We start from the raw sequence: 18,108 nt of genomic DNA on the forward strand, positions 1-18,108 counted from the left end.
CCCGCTTGCACTGCGTCACGATGCCGTCGATATAGGGGCATATGCCTGAAAAGCGCGACGAAAACCGAAGCCTGAACTGAAGGGCGCATGAGCGAAACCAGCCCAGCGACGATGCCGCCGGCGAACACTGCCGCTTCGCGGAAGGTCTTCATCAAGACATATGGCTGCCAGATGAACGTCTACGACTCCCAGCGCATGGGCGATGCGCTGGCGAGCGGCGGCTATGTGGCGACCGATGCGATCGAGGACGCGGACCTTGTCCTCCTCAACACCTGCCACATTCGCGAAAAGGCGGCCGAGAAGATCTATTCGGAGCTTGGCCGGATCCGGCGGATGAAGGCCGACCGTGCGGAAGCCGGCAAGGACCTGACCGTCGCGGTCGCGGGCTGCGTCGCCCAGGCCGAGGGCGAGGAGATCATCGCCCGTGCTCCGGTCGTCGATCTGGTGATCGGGCCGCAGACCTACCACCGTCTGCCCGAAGCCCTCTCCCGCGTTGCCAAGGGCGAACGCGTGGTCGAGACCGACTATGCGGTGGAGGACAAGTTCGAGCACCTACCGCAGGCCTCCGCCCGGCAGGTTCGCTCGCGCGGGGTAACCGCCTTTCTGACCGTGCAGGAAGGTTGCGACAAGTTCTGCACCTTCTGCGTCGTGCCTTATACGCGTGGCGCCGAGGTCTCCCGCCCTTTCGCGCAAATCGTCGCAGAGGCGAAATCGCTCGCGGAAGCCGGTGTGCGCGAAGTCACGCTGCTCGGCCAAAACGTCAATGCCTGGACCGGCGAGGATGCGGCCGGACGAGCCGTCGGGCTCGGCGGTCTTCTGTTCGCGCTCGCCGAGATCCCGGGGCTGACGCGGCTGCGCTACACAACCTCGCATCCCCGCGACATGGATGACGAACTGATCGCCGCCCATCGCGATCTTGGCGGTCTCATGCCCTACCTCCACCTGCCGGTGCAGTCGGGATCGGACAAGATCCTGAAAGCCATGAACCGCCGGCATACGGCGGCCGACTATGTCGCACTGATCGAACGCATTCGTGCCGCGCGGCCCGATATTGCGCTTTCGGGCGACTTCATCGTCGGCTTTCCCGGCGAAACCGATGCCGATTTCGAGGACACGATGCGCCTCGTCGAGACGGTCGGATACGCCTCGGCCTTCTCGTTCAAGTACTCCGCCCGACCCGGAACGCCCGGCGCCGAGATGGGCGGCCATGTCGAGGAATCGGTCAAGACGGAACGTCTCGCCCGGCTTCAGGCGCTCCTGCGCGACCAGCAAATGGCTTTCGCCAAAGGGCTCGTCGGCGAGACGCTGAGCGTTCTCGTCGAAAAGCCGGGCCGCCATCCCGGCCAGCTTGTCGGACGCTCGCCCTATCTTCAGCCCGTGGTGATGCCGGAATCTGTGGGTGAAATCGGCGACGTGGTGGAGATCGAGATCGCTGACGCTGTCGCCAATTCGCTGATCGGTCGGGGGACACCCGCCACGCAATCATTCGGGATGGTCGCGTGAAGACCTCCCGCGGGGGAGCGCCGGCGTCCGGCGCGTCGGACATGGCCCATATCGTCCTGACCTTCGAGGATAACCGGCTGGCAAGCGCATTGTTCGGTCAGTTCGACGAGCATCTTGCGCTGATCGAGCAGAAGCTCGGGGTCGATGCGCGGGCGCGCGGCAACAAGGTCGAGATCCGCGGCGATCAGGCGGCGGCGGAACAGGCGCGCCGGGCCTTGGATCACCTTTACGAACGCCTTCAGGGCGGAAGCGAGATCGGATCGAAGGACGTCGACGGCGCGGTGCGCATGGCGATCGCCCAGGATGACCAGCTCTATCTGCCGACGCTGGAAAAGAAGGGCCGCATGGCTCTCGCCCAGATTTCCACGCGCCGGCGGACCATCCATGCCCGCACGCCCACCCAGGACGCCTATATCCGGGCGCTCGATCGGGCCGAACTCGTCTTCGGCGTCGGGCCGGCCGGCACCGGCAAGACCTATCTCGCCGTCGCCCATGCCGCGCAGCTTCTGGAGCGGGGCCAGGTCGACCGCATCATCCTGACCCGCCCGGCCGTCGAAGCCGGCGAACGGCTGGGCTTCCTGCCCGGCGATATGAAGGAGAAGGTCGACCCGTATCTGCGGCCGCTCTACGACGCGCTCTACGACATGATCCCGGCGGAAAAGGTCGAACGGGCGCTCGCCGCCGGCGCGATCGAGATCGCGCCGCTGGCCTTCATGCGCGGCCGCACGCTCGCCAACGCCGCCGTCATTCTCGACGAGGCGCAGAACACGACGTCGATGCAGATGAAGATGTTTCTCACCCGTCTCGGGGAGAACGCCCGCATGGCGGTGACCGGCGATCCTTCGCAGATCGATCTGCCGCCGGGCCAGAAGTCCGGCCTCGTCGAAGCCTTGCGCGTGCTGAAGGACGTATCGAACGTCGTCACGGTGCGTTTCGAGGCCAAGGACGTGGTGCGCCATCCCCTCGTCCAGGCGATCGTCGAAGCCTATGAGGCAGAGGCGACGCGGCAACGGGAAGCGGGGCCGCCTCTGGATCGCTGATGATGTCCCGACCGGACCAGCATTTGCCCGCTCATCCCGCCCCGGACTATTCCGGCCTGACGATCGCCCTCGCCATCGAAACCGAGGCTTGGGAAACGGCCGGACTCGGCGACCTCGAGGCGACCATCCTCCATGTCCTGCGCGCGGCCGCCCGCGCTCTCGCGCTTCCGGCCGACTTGACGAGCGAAGTTGCGGTGACGCTCGCCGACGACGCGACGGTTCGCAAGGCAAACCGCGAATGGCGCGGCAAGGACAAGCCGACGAATATCCTGTCCTTTCCAATGATGGATCTCGCTCCCGGCGATGCGCCCGGACCACTCGCCGGCGACCTGCTTCTGGCCTTCGAGACGGTGAAGGCGGAAGCCGAGGCCGAGAACAAACGCCTGCACGACCATTTCAGCCATCTTTTGGTCCACGGCTTCCTGCATCTTCTGGGCTACGACCATGAGGACGATCAGGACGCCGAAGAGATGGAAAGCTGCGAAATCGCCATTCTCGACGGCTTGGGAATCGCCAATCCCTACGAGGAAACGGCCCCGTGAAACAGCCGCCCGGTGCCCGCCGGCAAGACGAGGCGACCAACCGAAAATCGCGATGCAGAGATCTTCCAGCCTCGCAACCGGGTTTGAAATAAACTATGTACGCATCTGCCAGATATTCGAGTGAGACGATGCCAAGCGAGGAATACGCTGCGGAACGTCCGCCTTCCCCGGCGGACGACAAGGACGGCGATACGAGCGGCGACGACCGAAGTCGCCAGTCCTATCAGTCCAACGGACATCAGCCGGGTCCAAGCCAATCGAGCCAGGGCCGAGGCTTTTTCGACAGTTTCGTTGAACGCCTGCGGCCGCGCATGCCGCGGATCATGCGCGAGGATCTGACGAAAGCGCTGTCGACCCAGGAGCCTGGGGAAGACGCCTTCTCGCCCGCCGAACGGGCGATGCTCAACAACATCCTCCGCCTTCGCGAAGTTCGCGTGGAGGACATCATGGTGCCCCGCGCCGACATCCGGGCCGTGGAGATTTCCACCACCCTCGGCGAACTCATGAAGCAGTTCGAGGCGAGCGGCCATTCGCGCATGCCGGTCTATGGCGAGAGCCTCGACGATCCGCGTGGCATGGTCCACATCCGCGACGTCGTCGGCCATATCACCCGCGTCGCCCGTCCCGCCAAGCAGCAGAACGGCAATGGTGGGCAGCCCCGCAAACCCCGCGCCGGGCTCGACCTGCGCCAGATCAATCTGGCCCGCAAGGTCGAAGACATGGGTATCGTGCGCAAGGTGCTCTTCGTCCCGCCCTCGATGCTCGCTACCGACCTGATGGCCAAGATGCAGGCCGCTCGAACCCAGATGGCCCTCGTCATCGACGAATATGGCGGCACGGACGGCCTCGTCTCGCTGGAAGACGTCATCGAGATGGTCGTCGGCAATATCGAGGACGAGCATGACGACGAAGCGCCGATGATCATCGAGCGCGGTGACGGCATCTTTTACGCCGATGCCAGGGCCGACCTCGAAGAGGTCAAGCGGGCCGTCGGCGAGGATTTCGACATTTCCGAGTATGAAGAGGAAGCCGATACGATCGGCGGCCTCCTGTTCTCCGAACTCGGACGGGTTCCGGCCCGCGGCGAAGTCGTGCAGGCCGTGCCGGGATTCGAGTTTCAGGTGCTGGAAGCCGATCCCCGCCGCGTCCGGCGGGTGCGGATCGTCCGTTTCCGTCAGGGCGAGAAGCGGCGCCGTATCGTCGAAGGCCTGGCCGAACAACCGTGATCCTGCCGCACAGTTCCGTCTCTCGGTCCGCTGATGTCGCTGCGTCAGCTTGGCGAAAGGCGCATTGTGTCCAATGCCGTCCTCCAGGAAGACTGCCGGGTTCGGCCGCCTGTCATCGGCGGCTGACAGTGTGGGGCCAACGGAACGGATGGCACTCAGCGAGCAAAACACCTTGAATACGACGCTGCGCCAGGACCATGGGGACGCCGGCTCCTTCATGGAGCGCCTTGCCGGCCGCATCGTGTTGCTCGAAGGGCTGCCACGCGTCGCCCTGACCGTGCTCGCCGGGGCCGTCGCCGCGCTGGCCCTGCCGCCGCTGGATTTTCCCGCCGCCGCGCTGATTGCCTTTCCATGCCTCGTCTGGCTGCTCGACGGCGTCGGCGCGCGCCGGTCACTGCTTGCCACCATGGGCGCCGAGTTCGCCACCGGCTGGCTGTTCGGCTTTGGCTATTTCGTCGCCGGGCTCTGGTGGATGGGCAGCGCCATGCTGGTCGACGCGGCCGCCTTCGCCGTGTTCATCCCCTTTGCCGTTCTCGGCCTGCCGGCCATCCTGGGCATCTATTTCGGTCTGGCGGCCGTTCTCGCCCGCCGCTTCTGGGGCGACAATGCCTGGCGCATCCTGTCGCTCGCAGCCTCGCTGGCGCTGTTCGAGTATCTGCGTTCCTTCCTCTTCACCGGCTTTCCCTGGAACGAGATTGGCGTCCTCGCCGCGCCGACGCCCATGCTGATGCAGTCGACGAGCCTGGTCGGCGTCCATGGTCTGACGCTGGTCGCGGTCATCGTCTTTGCGAGCCCCGCAGCGCTCGCCGACCGGAGCGGACGGTTTCCGGTGCTGCTCCTCGCCCTTATCCTCGCCGCAGCGCATGTGGGTTATGGCGCCTACCGGCTCGACGCCCACCCGACGGTCTTTGCCGAGGAAGACGTCCATGTCAGCGTCGTTCAGGCGAACATTCCGCAGGCCGCCAAATTCGACGAGGCGCAGGCCGAGACGATCTTCGCCAAGCAGATCGAATTGTCGAATGCCGGCCGAAGGAGCCGCAAGGCTGCGACAGGAGGCGACGGCTCTCAGGCGGGTTCGACGAACGGGCCAGCCATCATCGACGCGCAGCCTCCCGGGCGCACGCTGATCGTCTGGCCGGAATCGTCCCTCCCCTTCATCCTGACCGAACGCCCTGAAGCGATCGCACGGCTGGCGGACATGATACAGCCGGGTGAGACGCTGATCGCCGGCGCGCCGCGCCTCGAAATCGTCGCTCCCGGCGACGAGCGGATCTACAATTCCGTCCTCGTCATCAACGACCAGGGCGAGATCATCGACGCGCGAGACAAGGTGCATCTCGTCCCGTTCGGAGAATATATGCCTTATGGTAAATTCTTTGATCAGCTCGGGATCATGAATCTCTCTCAAATGCCGGGCGGTTTCTCGGCCGGAACTTTGCAGACCAAAGTTGCACTCGATGGGGCCCCGGGTTTTCTGGCCCTGATCTGCTACGAGGCGATCTTCCCGGCCGAGATCGCAGCCGCCGTAAGTGCCGACAGGCCCGACTTTATCGTCAACGACACCAATGATGGCTGGTTCGGCCGCACCTCCGGTCCCTACCAGCATCTGCGGCTGGCGAAGCTCTCCTCGGTGGCCCTCGGCCTGCCACTCGTGCGTGCGGCCAATACCGGCATTTCGGTGGTTACCGACGGCTATGGCCGCGAGATCGATGCCCTCGCACTCGGGGCAACCGGCACCATCGAGGCGAAACTTCCCGCGGCCGCTCCCCCCACGCCTTATTCCCGCCTTCGTAATCTTCCCTTCTTCGCCATGTTGATTGCGACTTTCGTCGTGGCGATCATCGGCTGTTCCCTGCTGGCGCGGCGCCGCGCGGATTGACTCGTCATCCGTTCTGCGCCACGCCGAAAGGAAATCCGTAAGAAGAGGGGAACCGGCGCTCCGCCCGGATTGCCGGAGATGACGTCACGAACCGCGCGAGACCCGATCGCAGTCATCGCGAAATGTCGTTCGCCAATGGGACAGCCGCTTCGGATATCCATCGGAGCCGCGTCCCATCGTCAGTTTTGGTGTGTGCGCCCGGCGCCGGTCTGCGAGTGCGGCCGCGGGTGAGAGCAAGAAGGCTTGAGGGCTTTGTCGATCCAGCCGAACAAGAAAAAACCCAATCCCATCGACACCCATGTCGGCTCCCGCGTCCGGTTGCGCCGGACCATGTTGGGAATGAGTCAGGAAAAGCTCGGCGACTCGCTGGGAATCACCTTTCAGCAGGTTCAGAAGTACGAAAAGGGCTCGAACCGCATCGGCGCGAGCCGCTTGCAGCATATTTCCGAGATCCTCGGCGTGCCCGTCTCCTTCTTCTTCGAGGACGCTCCAGGCTCGGGCGGTCAGAAGGCGGCCGGCCTCGAGGAGCATGGCTCCGACTATGTCGTTGACTTTCTATCGACTTCCGAAGGGCTGCAGCTCAACCGCGCCTTTGTGAGGATCGCCGATCCGAAGGTTCGCAGGCGTGTCATCGAACTGATAAAGACCCTCGCCGACGCCGAAAATGCCACCGAGGAAGGCTGAAAACCGGCGAAAAGGTCGGCTTTCGTGGCGGTTTGCGACTTGACGTCAGGTCGCCCTTGGCGCAAACCCCGCTGCGGATAAGAGGGTAAAGCAACCGCCCCTGACAATCTGCCACGAGACGGTGCGCCAATCGAAAGTCGCGCGGCCCCGGCTGCGTTCGCTCGTTTGTGCCCGTCCAACAAGGGAATATCGTATATGCCACGCATGAACTATCTGTTCACCAGCGAAAGCGTCTCCGAGGGTCATCCCGACAAGGTCTGCGACCGCATTTCCGACGAGATCGTCGATCTCGTCTACCGGGAAGCCAAGAAGCAAGGCGTCGATCCCTGGTCTGTACGGATTGCATGCGAGACGCTGGCAACGACCAACCGCGTCGTCATCGCCGGCGAAGTCCGCCTGCCCGCGTCCCTCATGAAGACCGACAAGAACGGCAATGAGGTCATCAACCCCTCGCGCTTCAAGTCGGCCGCACGCCGCGCGATCCGCGACATCGGCTATGAGCAGGACGGCTTCCACTGGAAGACCTGCAAGATCGACGTGCTCCTGCACTCCCAGTCGGCCGACATCGCCCAGGGCGTCGACAAGTCTCACGAGACGCGCGATCAGGAAGGCGCCAACGACATCGACGAGGGTGCCGGCGACCAGGGCATCATGTTCGGCTATGCCTGCAAGGAGACGCCGGACCTGATGCCGGCGCCGATCTTCTACTCCCACAAGATCCTCGAACTGCTCGCAGCCGCCCGCAAGTCGGGCGAAGGTGACGCGGCCAAGCTCGGTCCGGACGCCAAGAGCCAGGTCACGATCCGCTATGAGGACGACAAGCCGGTCGAAGTGACGTCGATCGTACTTTCGACCCAACACGTCGATCCGAGCTGGGATTCGAACAAGGTTCGCCAGGTCGTTGAGCCCTATATCCGCGAAGCTATGGGCGATCTTCCGATCGCCGACGACTGCGTCTGGTACATCAACCCGACCGGCAAGTTCGTCATTGGCGGACCGGATGGCGATGCGGGCCTCACCGGCCGCAAGATCATCGTCGACACCTATGGCGGCGCGGCGCCCCATGGCGGCGGCGCCTTCTCCGGCAAGGACACGACCAAGGTCGACCGTTCCGCGGCCTATGCCGCCCGCTATCTCGCCAAGAACGTCGTTGCGGCCAATCTGGCCGAAAAGTGCACGATCCAGCTCGCCTACGCCATCGGCGTCGCCCAGCCGGTTTCGGTCTATGTGAACCTGCACGACACCGGCAAGAACGGCGTTTCCGAGGTCGAGGTCGAGAAGGCGATCCGCGCGACGATGGACCTTTCGCCGACGGGCATCCGCAAACACCTCGATCTCAACAAGCCGATCTACGCCAAGACGGCCGCCTACGGTCATTTCGGCCGCAAGGCCGGCCGCGACGGTTCCTTCTCCTGGGAGAAGACGGATCTGGCCTCCAAGCTCAAGGCCGCGCTCAAGAACTGACCGGCTCTTCAAGTTCTCTTCCGCCTCTCGGCCCCACGGGCCGGGAGGCTTTGCTTTTTCAAGACCATCAACAACGCAAGAACCGATCGGAGCCCGACGCCATGGTCGACAGCGGCCATCCCGAACGCCGCCGCGAAGCATTCTTCGGCCGGCTCAAGGGACCGAAGCTCCGGCCTCGGCAGGCCGCTCTGCTTGAAGATCGTCTTCCGACCCTCGCCATAGATCCCACCGGACCGGCACCGGCCGATCTGACGGAGCTCTTTCCTGTGCCGGTCGAGGCGACGCGCCTGGAGATCGGCTTCGGTGGCGGCGAACATCTGCTGCATCGCAGCGGCGAAGAGCCGGAGACCGGCTTCATCGGCGTGGAGCCCTTCGTCAACGGCATGGCGAAGCTTCTCTCGGCTCTCGACGATCAGCCGCGGCCCAATCTTCGCCTGTTTCAGGACGATGCCACGATTCTCCTGGACTGGCTGCCGGATGCCTCGCTGGCAAGTGTCGATCTGCTCTATCCCGACCCCTGGCCGAAGAAGCGGCATTTCAAGCGCCGCTTCGTGAACCGGCGCAATCTGGACAGGCTCGCCCGGGTGCTCGAGCCGGGTGGGCTCTTCCGCTTCGCCTCCGACATCGACACCTATGTCAACTGGACGCTCCGCCACGCGGCCGAGCATCCGGAATTCAACTGGACAGCCGAACGTGCCGAGGACTGGCACACGCCCTTCGCCGGCTGGCCCGGCACGCGCTATGAGGCGAAAGCCATCCGCGAGGGCCGCACGCCGGCCTATCTCACCTTCCGGCGCGCCTGAGGGCGCTGCTACGGCAGCTTCTGATCGAGCAGCAGGACTTCCGAGTAAAGGTGACCGACCTCTCGCGGGCCGAGATCGGGCGAGCGATACCAGCGCGGCAGCGGGATCGTCTCGACCTCGCCGGGGTCGTCGGCGGGGTTCATCCAGCGACTGTCTACCGCCAGAACCGCCTTTTCCCCGACGCAGATCGTTTCAGCGATTGCGGACGCATGCGCCGATAGAAAGTCGTAGTTCGAAGCGTGAAGGATCTCGTGATAGGCGACCCCCTCGCCCTTCAGCTTGCGCTGCCAGACCAGCCAGACCGTATTGCCGCCATCGCGATCGAGAGGGTCGGTTCCCACGATCGCGTGGTGGATGTCGAAATCCCGGTGGAGATCGAGCATCACCCGCTCCTCTTCGGTCAGGCGTTCGCTGATTTCGGCGGGATCATAGATGCGCGAAAGCCCGCTTCCTGTCTGGGCCGGGCGAAACAGGCTGCGCGTCGCGTCGAGGATTGAAAAGCCGAGCGCGCGGATCTTGCGCCCGGTGGCGCGGCGCGCCGTCATGGTCTGGTAGGTGACATCGGGTTTGTCCATCCCGGAGCGCAGGAGCCGGTCCCCCGTACCATCGCCGCGATAGTCGGCGAGCAGGTACCATGACGAGAGATCGCAGAAACGCCGCACGCCCCGACTGGTCTGCCGATCACTGTAGATCGTGCCCATGAATCCGACAATGCGGCCGCGATCCTCGACCAGCCAGCCTCGCTCCACATCTGCAGGCCGCCAGGGGTAGTCCAACAGAAGCCGCCACTGCTCGATCGGAATGCGGGCATCCATCCATTCATGGAGCAGTCCCGCCACCGGATCGATGTCCTCCGCCCCGGCGGGGCGCACGATCGCCCCCGTCATCGGGCCGAGGGCGCTTGAGTGAGGAGCGCGGTGATCGACTGGAAGCGTATCGCCGGATGGGAGCCGAGACGGCCCAGAAGCTCTTCCAGAAACGACCAGGTTGCTTCGTCGTGAACGCGATGGTGGGTGAGAATACCGAACGGCTCGTCCGGATCCGTACGCCCCTCGCGCCGATCGGCCAGCCGTTCGGCGGCCAGCCGGATCAGCTTCTCGCGACCGGCGAAGGCGGCCCCGCCCTTCCATGTGAGAAGGTCGAGATGCGCGTTGATCACCGCGAGTCGGGCCGGCGGAAAGAACGGTGCATCCTCGGTCGAGCCGGCGCCTCCCGTGCAGCCATAGGCGCGGGGGCCGAAACAGGAGAGTCCGAAATAGCCCTGTTGTGGCAGCATGGCCGCGACCCTGGGATCGATGCGGTTCCAGGGCGGCACGAGGAAGGGCAGGAAACTCGCCCCGAAGGAACGCATCAGGTCACGCATGCCCTCTGACAGTTCGGCGATCACGGTCTCGACGGGCCGCTCCCCGCCGCATTCGACCGCGCGCCGGCCGGTGCCGGCATGGTTCTTGTGCGCAAAGCCGTGCTGGAGAACCGTGATCCCCGGGGCCGCGAGTGCGCCGACAAGCGCCTCTTCCATCGGCGACGGGACCGCGGCGATCGCGATTGGCAGCCGGTTGCGACGTGCCGCACCGATGAGACGGGTCAGTTCCGCCGTCGGGGCAACCGCATCATCGTCGCGCCACCAGATGGAAACCGTCCGGCCCGCCGCGGCCCACCGATCGAGTTCCTGATCGAGTTCATCGAACGCGTTCATGCCTCATCCCCTCCGGCTGCCCCTCGGTTCCCTCGTGCTTGCCGCCGCTTCCAGCCGGGAATCCGGACTCGTAACAGGCTCAAGCCCAAGGACCGAACGTCTCGGCCTTCCGCCGCGTGGCGGCGCGCACTCCCCGCCATACTCGAAACATGCCTGAAACCAAATCGTCTCTTTGAGAAAAACGGCGGAAACTGATCGGGATTACGAGGCCGTCTTCCAGGAAACCGCCGTCGGGGCTCGGCAGAAAACATCGAGGATAAGCAGATGAAAGCCCATTCACATCCGTCCGCCAGCGAGCGGACCCGACGCCTCGCCGGCTTCGTCAACGGAGCGTTCGGTCGCTTCCGCGGCGTGTTACCCCCGCAGCGCTCGCGCCGGCTCCAGTCGGTCAGCGAGCTGAACGACCGGCTCTTGGCCGATCTCGGCCTGGCTCCGCTCGACTTGATCGGCGACAGCCGCACCCTGATCTCGACCCATGAGCGCCTCCAGGCCATCCGGGCCGCCGAATATCGCCACGCGCTCGCCGACACGGACCAACCGCGAGGGCCGCAGGCCATGGAGCGCGGCGACCAGAACTGATCGCCGGGAACACCGACCGCCAGGCGAGTTGCCTCACTTGAGAACCCCTAGACGAACAAAACCCGGCGCAGCCACGCTGCGCCGGGTTTTGTCGTTTCCCTGTCTCGCCGCTCCCTAGAGCGTACGTGCCACGTGCTCGACGCGGAAGCACTCGATGACATCGCCCTGGCGGATGTCCTCGTAACGCTCGAAGGCCATGCCGCATTCCTGGCCGCTGATGACCTTGGACACTTCGTCCTTGAAGCGCTTGAGGGTCTTGAGCGTACCTTCGTGAATGACGACGTCGTCGCGCAGCAGGCGTACGCCCGCACCACGCTCGACCTCGCCCTCGGTGACGAGACAGCCTGCGACCTTGCCGACCTTGGTGATGTTGAACACCTCCCGGATCTCGGCGTAGCCGATGAAGGTCTCGCGGCGCTCCGGCGACAACAGGCCGGACATGGCGTCCTTCACGTCATCCACGAGATCGTAGATGATGTTGTAGTAGCGGATCTCGATGCCCTCGCGGGCGGCCGCCTCGCGGGCCTGCTTGTTGGCCCGGACGTTGAAGCCGATGATCGCGGCGTTCGACGCGGCGGCCAGCGAGATGTCGGATTCGGTGATCGCACCGGCGCCCGAATGAACGATGTTGGCGCGAACCTCGTCGGTCGAGATCTTCTCGAGCGAGCCGGCGATCGCCTCGATCGAGCCCTGGACGTCGCCCTTGATGAGCAGCGGGAACTCCTTGAGGCCCGTATCCTGCAGCTGCGACATCATCTGCTCGAGCGAGCCGCGCTGGCCGGCGGACTTCGCCACCTGCTTCTCGCGGGCGAGACGCTGGCGGTACTCGGCGATCTCGCGCGCCTTGCCCTCGTTCTCGACCACGGCAAAGCGGTCGCCCGCCTGCGGCGTGCCCTGCATGCCGAGGACTTCCACAGGCATCGACGGCGGGGCTTCCTTGAGCTGCTCGCCCTTGTCGTTGACGAGCGCGCGGACGCGGCCCCATTCGTCGCCGGCGACGACGATGTCGCCCACCTTGAGCGTCCCGGTCTGGACGAGGACGGTCGCGACCGAACCACGGCCCTTGTCGAGCTGCGCCTCGATGACCACACCCTCGGCCGTCCGCTCCGGATCGGCCTTCAGGTCGAGAATTTCGGCCTGGAGCAGGATCGCTTCGAGCAGCTTTTCGAGATTGGTGCCCTTGGCGGCCGAGACCTCCACGTCGAGCACCTCGCCACCCAGGGATTCGACGAACACCTCGTGCTGGAGGAGCCCCTGGCGAACCTTGTTGGCGTCGGCTTCCGGCTTGTCGATCTTGTTGATCGCCACGATGATCGGAACACCCGCCGCCTTGGCGTGATTGATGGACTCGATCGTCTGCGGCATCACGCTGTCGTCGGCCGCCACCACGAGAACCGCGATGTCGGTCGCCTGCGCACCACGGGCACGCATGGCGGTGAAGGCGGCGTGGCCGGGCGTGTCGATGAACGAGATCTTCTGCCCGTTCTGCTCGACCTGATAGGCGCCGATATGCTGGGTGATGCCGCCGGCTTCGCCGGAAACCACCTTGGTCTTGCGGATCGCGTCGAGCAGCGACGTCTTGCCGTGGTCGACGTGGCCCATGATGGTGACGACCGGCGGACGCGAGACGAGGTGTTCCGGATTGTCCTTCACGTCGAAGATACCGGATTCGACGTCGGATTCGGCGACACGGTTCACGGTGTGACCGAATTCGGTGGCGATCAGCTCGGCGAGATCAGCATCGATGATGTCGCCCGGCTTCATCATCTGTCCCTCCTTCATGAGGAACTTGATGACGTCCACCGACCTCTCCGACATGCGGTTTGCGAGTTCCTGGATGGTGATCGTCTCTGGCAGTATCACTTCGCGCGCAATCTTCTCTCGCGGCTGGCTCTGCTGCGAGCGTTTGAATTTCTCCTGACGGCGGCGGATCGACGAGAGCGAACGTCCACGAGCGCCCTCATCGCCCGAAAGGGCCTTGTCGAGGGTCAGCTTGCCCCGGCGACGACCCTCGTCGCGATCGGGCCGCGCGGGCTTCGGTGCCTCGCCGGCCGCACCGCCACGCGTGGAACGACGGGGCCCGCCGGCAGTGCGGCGTGCGCTGTCGTCGTCCTCGCCAACGGGCCGGCGCCGACCTTCGCCACGCTCCGCACGCGCTGCCGCGACTTCCGCATCGGCGGGCGACATCGGCGCTGCTTCGGTCTTGGCCGTGGCCTTCGGCTTGTTGCTGCGGCGGGTTTCGGCCTCAGCCTCGGCCTTGCGACGTGCTTCGGCCTCGGCCTCGAGACGCGCCTGCTCCTCGGCCTGACGACGCTCGGATTCCTCGCGTTCGGCACGGCGGCGCTCGTCTTCGGCGATGCGGCGCGCTTCCTCTTCCTGGAAGACGCGGCGAGCCTCGACCTCACGCTGCTTGGCGATTTCGAGCGCCCGGCGGCGTGCGTCCATCTCCCGTGACGAGAGGTCCGAAAGCACGGCCCCGCGCGGCTGGCGCTGGCCCTGGCCGGCGTTCTGGCCACCGCCGCGGCGATCATCGCGCGAGCCGCCACGGTCACCCGGGCGACCACCGCCCTGCTGACCGCGCTGTCCGCCACGCTGATTGTCATCGCGCCCACGCGGCTGGCGCGTCTGGGCGGGCGTCGAAGCCTGTGCCTCGCGCGCAGCGGGCCTGGCGGCCGGAGCCGCAGCCTTGGGTGCCTCGGGCTCGGCCTGCGCCGGGGCCGAGGCCTTGGACACAGCCTCCGGGGCTTCCGGTTCGGCCTTTGCGGCCGGGCTCGGCGTCTCCTCGGCGGGCGCCGGCGGCGCCTGCTTCTCGGCTTCAGCCGGTGCCGATACGGCTTCCGGCTCGGGCGCAGCTGCCGGGGCCTTCGCCTCGACGGCCGGGCTCTCCGCGCCTTCGGGTGCCGCCGTCTGGGGCGCCTCGGCTTCGGGCTCCTGCGGAGCGGCTGTCTGGGCCGGCTTGCTGCCGAACTCGATCTGCTTCGGGCGTCCGCCGCTGTAGAGCGGCGGTGGCGGCGGCGTCACCTTCGACGTGCCGGCAGGCTTCGCCGAGGTCTGTTCCGCCGAGGGCTCGGCGCGCTGCGGCTCGGCCGGCTGCGGTGCGCGCGGCTTCAGTCCGGCCGCCACATTGGGGGCCGCCGCCTCGCGCTCCTCCGGCTTGTGAATGCGCCGCTTCTTGGTCTCGACAACGACGTTCTTCGTCCGACCATGGCTGAAATTCTGACGCACCGTCGATTGCTCGACGCCGCGGGGCTTCAAGGTCAGGGTCTTCTTCGTGCTCACATGGAGCGTCTTGTCGTCGCCGGACTTGGTATCGCTCATCTACGCTTCCGCTTCCCGCGCGGGCAAAGTCCCGCACACTTCGTCTTGCCGGGAGCGTCGCTCGAAAGGCGCTCCCCGATCGTTCCAATCACGTCTCAACCCGCAAGGTCGCTATTCGTCGCGTCACTTGCAGTCGTCAAGGGGTTTAAGCCCCGGTATTTCGCCAACGCTTCCAAGCGTTTTCGTGCAGCCGAGCCCGCATCCCCGGCAAGGATGGCCGCATGTATCACATTCCCCCCACCCAACGCCAAACTCATTTCGTCAACGTCGAGCAATCGGTAGTTTCGCACATCCGTCGCCAGGTCCCCCAACCCGGCGCGTCGTGCCGCCTCGATCTTGCGCAGCCCGTTCTCGGCCGCATCCGTCGCCTGCACCAGGCAGGCCGCTTCTCCGGCCCTCAGGACTGCCTCGACCTTGGCCGAACCGGTGACCACCTGGCGGGCCTTGCGGGCCAGCCCGAGCGACCCGGTGACCTGTCGGACCAGAAGCCGGTCGACCATCGCACCCAGATCGTCCGGTGCCTCCACCGCCGATCGGAACGCCCGGGCAAAGAGCCGGCGCCGGACCGCTTCGTCCACCGCCGTCCGGCTGAGCGCCACATGCGCGCCTCGCCCCGGCAGTCTTCGAGCGAGATCGGGAACGACCCGTCCGTCGGGATCGCGCACGAAGCGGATGAGTTCATCCGCCTCCATCGCGCAACGCGATACGATGCATGTGCGTTCGTTCACCGCATCGTGCTCCGTTTGCCGCGCCATGCAACCACTCCGACCTGCCGGGAACAAGTCCGGCAGCCTCGTTCATGCCTCAGGCAGCGCCCTCGACCTCCTCTTCGTCGGCCTCTTCCTCGTCCTGCGGACCCGCCAGATCCGCCTCGGTGATCCAGCCTGCCTTCAGACGCGCGGCAATGATCATCTGCTCGGCGTCGGCACGCGACACATCAAAAGGCGACAGCGCCCCGGCGAACCGCTTCGTCTCGCCGTCCTTGCGTTCGGTCCAGCCGACCAGATCGTCGGCCGCGCAACCGGCGAAATCTTCCAGCGACTTCACGTCGTCCTCGCCGAGCGCCACGAGCATTTCCGTGGTCAGGCCGGGGATCTCCTTGAGATCGTCGGCAACCCCGAGATCCTTGCGGCGCTGGTCGAGTTCGGCTTCACGCCGCTCCAGATATTCGCGCGCACGCGCCTGGATCTCCGCGGCGGTGTCGTCGTCGAAGCCTTCGATCGACGCGACCTCGTCCTGATCGACATAGGCCACTTCCTCGACCGAGGTGAAGCCTTCCGAGGCGAGAAGCTGGCCGACCATCTCGTCGACGTTGAGCGCCTCCATGAAAGTGTCGGAACGCTCCTGGAATTCCTTCTGGCGGCGCTGGGATTCTTCCTCCTCGGTCAGGATGTCGATATCCCAGCCGGTGAGCTGCGAGGCAAGCCGCACGTTCTGACCGCGACGGCCGATCGCCAGAGACAACTGGTCATCCGGCACAACGACTTCAATCCGCTCGGCGTCCTCGTCGAGCACCACCTTGGCGACTTCCGCCGGCTGCAGAGCGTTGACGAGGAAGGAGGCGGCATCCGGCGACCAGGGGATGATGTCGATCTTCTCGCCCTGGAGTTCGCCGACCACCGCCTGGACGCGCGAGCCGCGCATGCCGACGCAGGCGCCGACCGGATCGACGGAGGAATCGGAGGAAACCACCGCGATCTTGGCGCGCGAGCCGGGATCGCGCGCCACTGCCTTGATGGTAATGATGCCGTCGTAGATTTCCGGCACTTCCATGGTGAACAGCTTCGCCATGAACTGCGGATGGGTCCGCGACAGGAAGATCTGCGGGCCGCGCTGCTCGCGGCGCACGTCATAGATGAAGGCGCGCACGCGGTCGCCATAGCGGAAGGCCTCGCGCGGAATCTGCTCGTCGCGACGGATGATGCCCTCGCCGCGCCCGAGATCGACAATCACATTGCCGTATTCGACGCGCTTGACCGTGCCGTTGACGATCTCGCCCACCCGGTCCTTGAACTCGTCATACTGCCGGTCGCGCTCGGCCTCGCGCACCTTCTGCACGATGACCTGCTTGGCCGACTGGGCCGCGATCCGGCCGAAATCCATCGGCGGCAGCTGCTCGGCGATGAAGTCGCCGGGTTCGGCGTCGGGGTTCTTGTCGCGGGCGAGTTCGAGATAGATCTGCGTCGCCGGGTTCTCCACGTCCTCGACCACTTCGAGAAGCCGCTGCAGCTTCATCTCGCCGGTCTTGGTGTTGATGTCGACGCGAATGTTCGTTTCCTGCCCGTAGCGCGAACGGGCGGCCTTCTGAATGGCGTCGGCCATGGCGCCGATGACGATCTCGCGATCGATCGATTTTTCCCGCGCAACGGCGTCCGCGATCTGCAGAAGCTCGAGCCGGTTCGCACTGACTGCCATTGTTTCTCTCCTCATTGGGGCTCTCGCCCTCACCCGTCCGGGGCGATCATCCGAGCCCTCGCGCCGGGCCGGCCTCAGCCGGAAAACCCGATGCGCATCGTTTGTTGTCGTCCGTTCAGTGGTGGCGGGTTCCCGCCGCCCCCTCGGTGCTGTCCGCCTGGTCGGCGTCTTCGAAATTCTCGCTCTCGCCGCGGCGCTTGCGCGCGGCCTTCTCCGCCTTCAACGCGGCCTCGATCAGATCGTCCGTCAAAATGAGCTTCGCTTCGCCGATGGCGTCGAAAGGGATCTCGACGCTCGCGGGCTCGCCATAGGCGGGCTGATCGCGCTCGATGCGGATCGCATCGTCGGAGACGGCCACGACCTTGCCGCGGAACCGCTTGCGCTCATTGATCAGTCGACTGGTCTCGACCTTCATCAAAAAGCCGGCCCAGGCCTCGAAATCGCCCTTGCGGACCAGAGGCCGATCGATGCCGGGAGACGAGATCTCCAGATGATAGGCGCGATCGACCGGGTCGGCGACATCGAGAACCGGCGACAGGGCCCGTGAAACCGCTTCGCAGTCATTGACCGTCATCGTCCCGTCGGGCCGCTCGGCCATGACCTGGACCGTCATTCCGTTCAGACCCGAGACCCGAATCCGCACCAGCCGGTAGCCAAGCTGCTCCACCGTCGGCTCGATGGCAGCGGCGATCTTGGCCTCCAGACCCTGTTCCTTGACGATGCGCATATCCGGTCGGTTCACGTTACCTCTGCGAGATCTTCATTCCAGTGCGCGCTTCGATGCCCTCACCTCTTCCGTGAAGGAGCCGCCAGCGGGACCAGAGCCATGGAAGACATGGCCCGGCGCCCTCGGGACCTCGAAATCCCCTTTGAAGCGGGCATGAAGCGTAATTTTTTATTTCTGACGGTGGCCAAGTAACAAAAAAGAGCGGGACCGGTCGGACCCACTCTCTCGACAT

General features: G+C 65.4%; 15 protein-coding genes and 1 pseudogene. 9 read left to right on the forward strand and 7 right to left on the reverse strand.

Annotated elements, in window-relative coordinates; genetic code table 11:
• Positions 1 to 87 precede the first annotated feature (87 nt).
• From miaB to trmB, 8 genes are all read left to right on the forward strand, one after another.
• A complete protein-coding gene (gene miaB, locus MF134_RS13075) occupies positions 88 to 1,503 on the forward strand; it encodes a tRNA (N6-isopentenyl adenosine(37)-C2)-methylthiotransferase MiaB (protein WP_255339906.1) in 1,416 nt (471 codons plus the stop codon).
• A 41-nt stretch (positions 1,504 to 1,544) separates the two neighbouring features.
• Positions 1,545 to 2,543: a PhoH family protein gene (locus MF134_RS13080; RefSeq protein WP_255339945.1), complete on the forward strand. Its 999-nt coding sequence runs from the start codon at positions 1,545 to 1,547 to the stop codon at positions 2,541 to 2,543.
• A 2-nt stretch (positions 2,544 to 2,545) separates the two neighbouring features.
• On the forward strand, positions 2,546 to 3,085 hold the full coding sequence (gene ybeY, locus MF134_RS13085) for an rRNA maturation RNase YbeY (RefSeq protein WP_255339907.1): 540 nt from the start codon (positions 2,546 to 2,548) through the stop codon (positions 3,083 to 3,085).
• 128 nt (positions 3,086 to 3,213) lie between these two features.
• Positions 3,214 to 4,311, forward strand: coding sequence for a hemolysin family protein (locus MF134_RS13090; protein ID WP_457589984.1), 1,098 nt, complete (start codon positions 3,214 to 3,216; stop codon positions 4,309 to 4,311).
• A 172-nt stretch (positions 4,312 to 4,483) separates the two neighbouring features.
• Entirely contained in the window at positions 4,484 to 6,190 is a 1,707-nt protein-coding gene (gene lnt / locus MF134_RS13095; RefSeq protein WP_255339908.1) for an apolipoprotein N-acyltransferase, read from the forward strand.
• 258 nt (positions 6,191 to 6,448) lie between these two features.
• The gene (locus tag MF134_RS13100; protein ID WP_255339947.1) at positions 6,449 to 6,874 is read left to right on the forward strand and encodes a helix-turn-helix domain-containing protein; all 426 of its coding nucleotides are present in this window, start codon (positions 6,449 to 6,451) and stop codon (positions 6,872 to 6,874) included.
• Between the two features lie 195 nt (positions 6,875 to 7,069).
• Positions 7,070 to 8,338 carry a methionine adenosyltransferase gene (gene metK / locus MF134_RS13105; protein WP_255339909.1) on the forward strand — a complete coding sequence of 423 codons (1,269 nt, stop codon included), beginning with the start codon at positions 7,070 to 7,072 and terminating at the stop codon, positions 8,336 to 8,338.
• Positions 8,339 to 8,439: 101 nt separating this feature from the next.
• On the forward strand, positions 8,440 to 9,141 hold the full coding sequence (gene trmB / locus MF134_RS13110; RefSeq protein WP_255339910.1) for a tRNA (guanine(46)-N(7))-methyltransferase TrmB: 702 nt from the start codon (positions 8,440 to 8,442) through the stop codon (positions 9,139 to 9,141).
• A gap of 8 nt (positions 9,142 to 9,149) precedes the next feature.
• Here the strand turns inward: trmB and MF134_RS13115 are convergent, their stop codons facing one another.
• Entirely contained in the window at positions 9,150 to 10,028 is an 879-nt protein-coding gene (locus MF134_RS13115; RefSeq protein WP_255339911.1) for a GNAT family N-acetyltransferase, read from the reverse strand.
• Positions 10,025 to 10,837: a polysaccharide deacetylase family protein gene (locus tag MF134_RS13120; RefSeq protein ID WP_255339912.1), complete on the reverse strand. Its 813-nt coding sequence runs from the start codon at positions 10,835 to 10,837 to the stop codon at positions 10,025 to 10,027. The genes MF134_RS13115 and MF134_RS13120 overlap by 4 nt, the downstream gene beginning before the upstream one ends.
• A 264-nt stretch (positions 10,838 to 11,101) precedes the next feature.
• Here MF134_RS13120 and MF134_RS13125 point away from each other — a divergent pair, with 264 nt between their 5' ends.
• Positions 11,102 to 11,416, forward strand: a complete 315-nt coding sequence (locus MF134_RS13125) for a hypothetical protein (RefSeq protein WP_255339913.1) — start codon at positions 11,102 to 11,104, stop codon at positions 11,414 to 11,416.
• A gap of 114 nt (positions 11,417 to 11,530) precedes the next feature.
• On the opposite strand, the gene infB is transcribed toward MF134_RS13125, so the two are convergent.
• From infB to rimP, 5 genes and pseudogenes are all read right to left on the reverse strand, one after another.
• Positions 11,531 to 14,437 (reverse strand): translation initiation factor IF-2, encoded by a 2,907-nt coding sequence (gene infB, locus MF134_RS13130; RefSeq protein ID WP_457589987.1) that lies wholly within the window; start codon positions 14,435 to 14,437, stop codon positions 11,531 to 11,533.
• Positions 14,438 to 14,587: 150 nt separating this feature from the next.
• Positions 14,588 to 14,734: pseudogene (locus MF134_RS24020) on the reverse strand (translation initiation factor IF-2 associated domain-containing protein); the annotation flags it as partial.
• Between the two features lie 95 nt (positions 14,735 to 14,829).
• Positions 14,830 to 15,489, reverse strand: a complete 660-nt coding sequence (locus tag MF134_RS13135) for an RNA-binding protein (protein ID WP_255339915.1) — start codon at positions 15,487 to 15,489, stop codon at positions 14,830 to 14,832.
• A gap of 49 nt (positions 15,490 to 15,538) precedes the next feature.
• On the reverse strand, positions 15,539 to 17,149 hold the full coding sequence (gene nusA, locus MF134_RS13140) for a transcription termination factor NusA (RefSeq protein WP_255339916.1): 1,611 nt from the start codon (positions 17,147 to 17,149) through the stop codon (positions 15,539 to 15,541).
• Positions 17,150 to 17,264: 115 nt separating this feature from the next.
• Positions 17,265 to 17,876, reverse strand: a complete 612-nt coding sequence (gene rimP / locus MF134_RS13145; RefSeq protein ID WP_255339948.1) for a ribosome maturation factor RimP — start codon at positions 17,874 to 17,876, stop codon at positions 17,265 to 17,267.
• Between the last annotated feature and the right edge of the window lie 232 nt (positions 17,877 to 18,108).

The organism is Jiella marina (assembly GCF_024359545.1).
Taxonomy (GTDB): domain Bacteria; phylum Pseudomonadota; class Alphaproteobacteria; order Rhizobiales; family Rhizobiaceae; genus Jiella.

Bases quoted from the DNA above. Each gene is read 5' to 3' on its own strand.
- miaB (WP_255339906.1), top strand. From the start codon at position 88: ATGAGCGAAACCAGCCCAGCGACGATGCCGCCGGCGAACACTGCCGCT.
- MF134_RS13080 (WP_255339945.1), top strand. From the start codon at position 1,545: ATGGCCCATATCGTCCTGACCTTCGAGGATAACCGGCTGGCAAGCGCA.
- ybeY (WP_255339907.1), top strand. From the start codon at position 2,546: ATGTCCCGACCGGACCAGCATTTGCCCGCTCATCCCGCCCCGGACTAT.
- MF134_RS13090 (WP_457589984.1), top strand. From the start codon at position 3,214: ATGCCAAGCGAGGAATACGCTGCGGAACGTCCGCCTTCCCCGGCGGAC.
- metK (WP_255339909.1), top strand. From the start codon at position 7,070: ATGCCACGCATGAACTATCTGTTCACCAGCGAAAGCGTCTCCGAGGGT.
- trmB (WP_255339910.1), top strand. From the start codon at position 8,440: ATGGTCGACAGCGGCCATCCCGAACGCCGCCGCGAAGCATTCTTCGGC.
- MF134_RS13115 (WP_255339911.1), bottom strand. From the start codon at position 10,028: ATGACGGGGGCGATCGTGCGCCCCGCCGGGGCGGAGGACATCGATCCG.
- MF134_RS13120 (WP_255339912.1), bottom strand. From the start codon at position 10,837: ATGAACGCGTTCGATGAACTCGATCAGGAACTCGATCGGTGGGCCGCG.
- MF134_RS13125 (WP_255339913.1), top strand. From the start codon at position 11,102: ATGAAAGCCCATTCACATCCGTCCGCCAGCGAGCGGACCCGACGCCTC.
- MF134_RS13135 (WP_255339915.1), bottom strand. From the start codon at position 15,489: ATGGCGCGGCAAACGGAGCACGATGCGGTGAACGAACGCACATGCATC.
- nusA (WP_255339916.1), bottom strand. From the start codon at position 17,149: ATGGCAGTCAGTGCGAACCGGCTCGAGCTTCTGCAGATCGCGGACGCC.
- rimP (WP_255339948.1), bottom strand. From the start codon at position 17,876: ATGCGCATCGTCAAGGAACAGGGTCTGGAGGCCAAGATCGCCGCTGCC.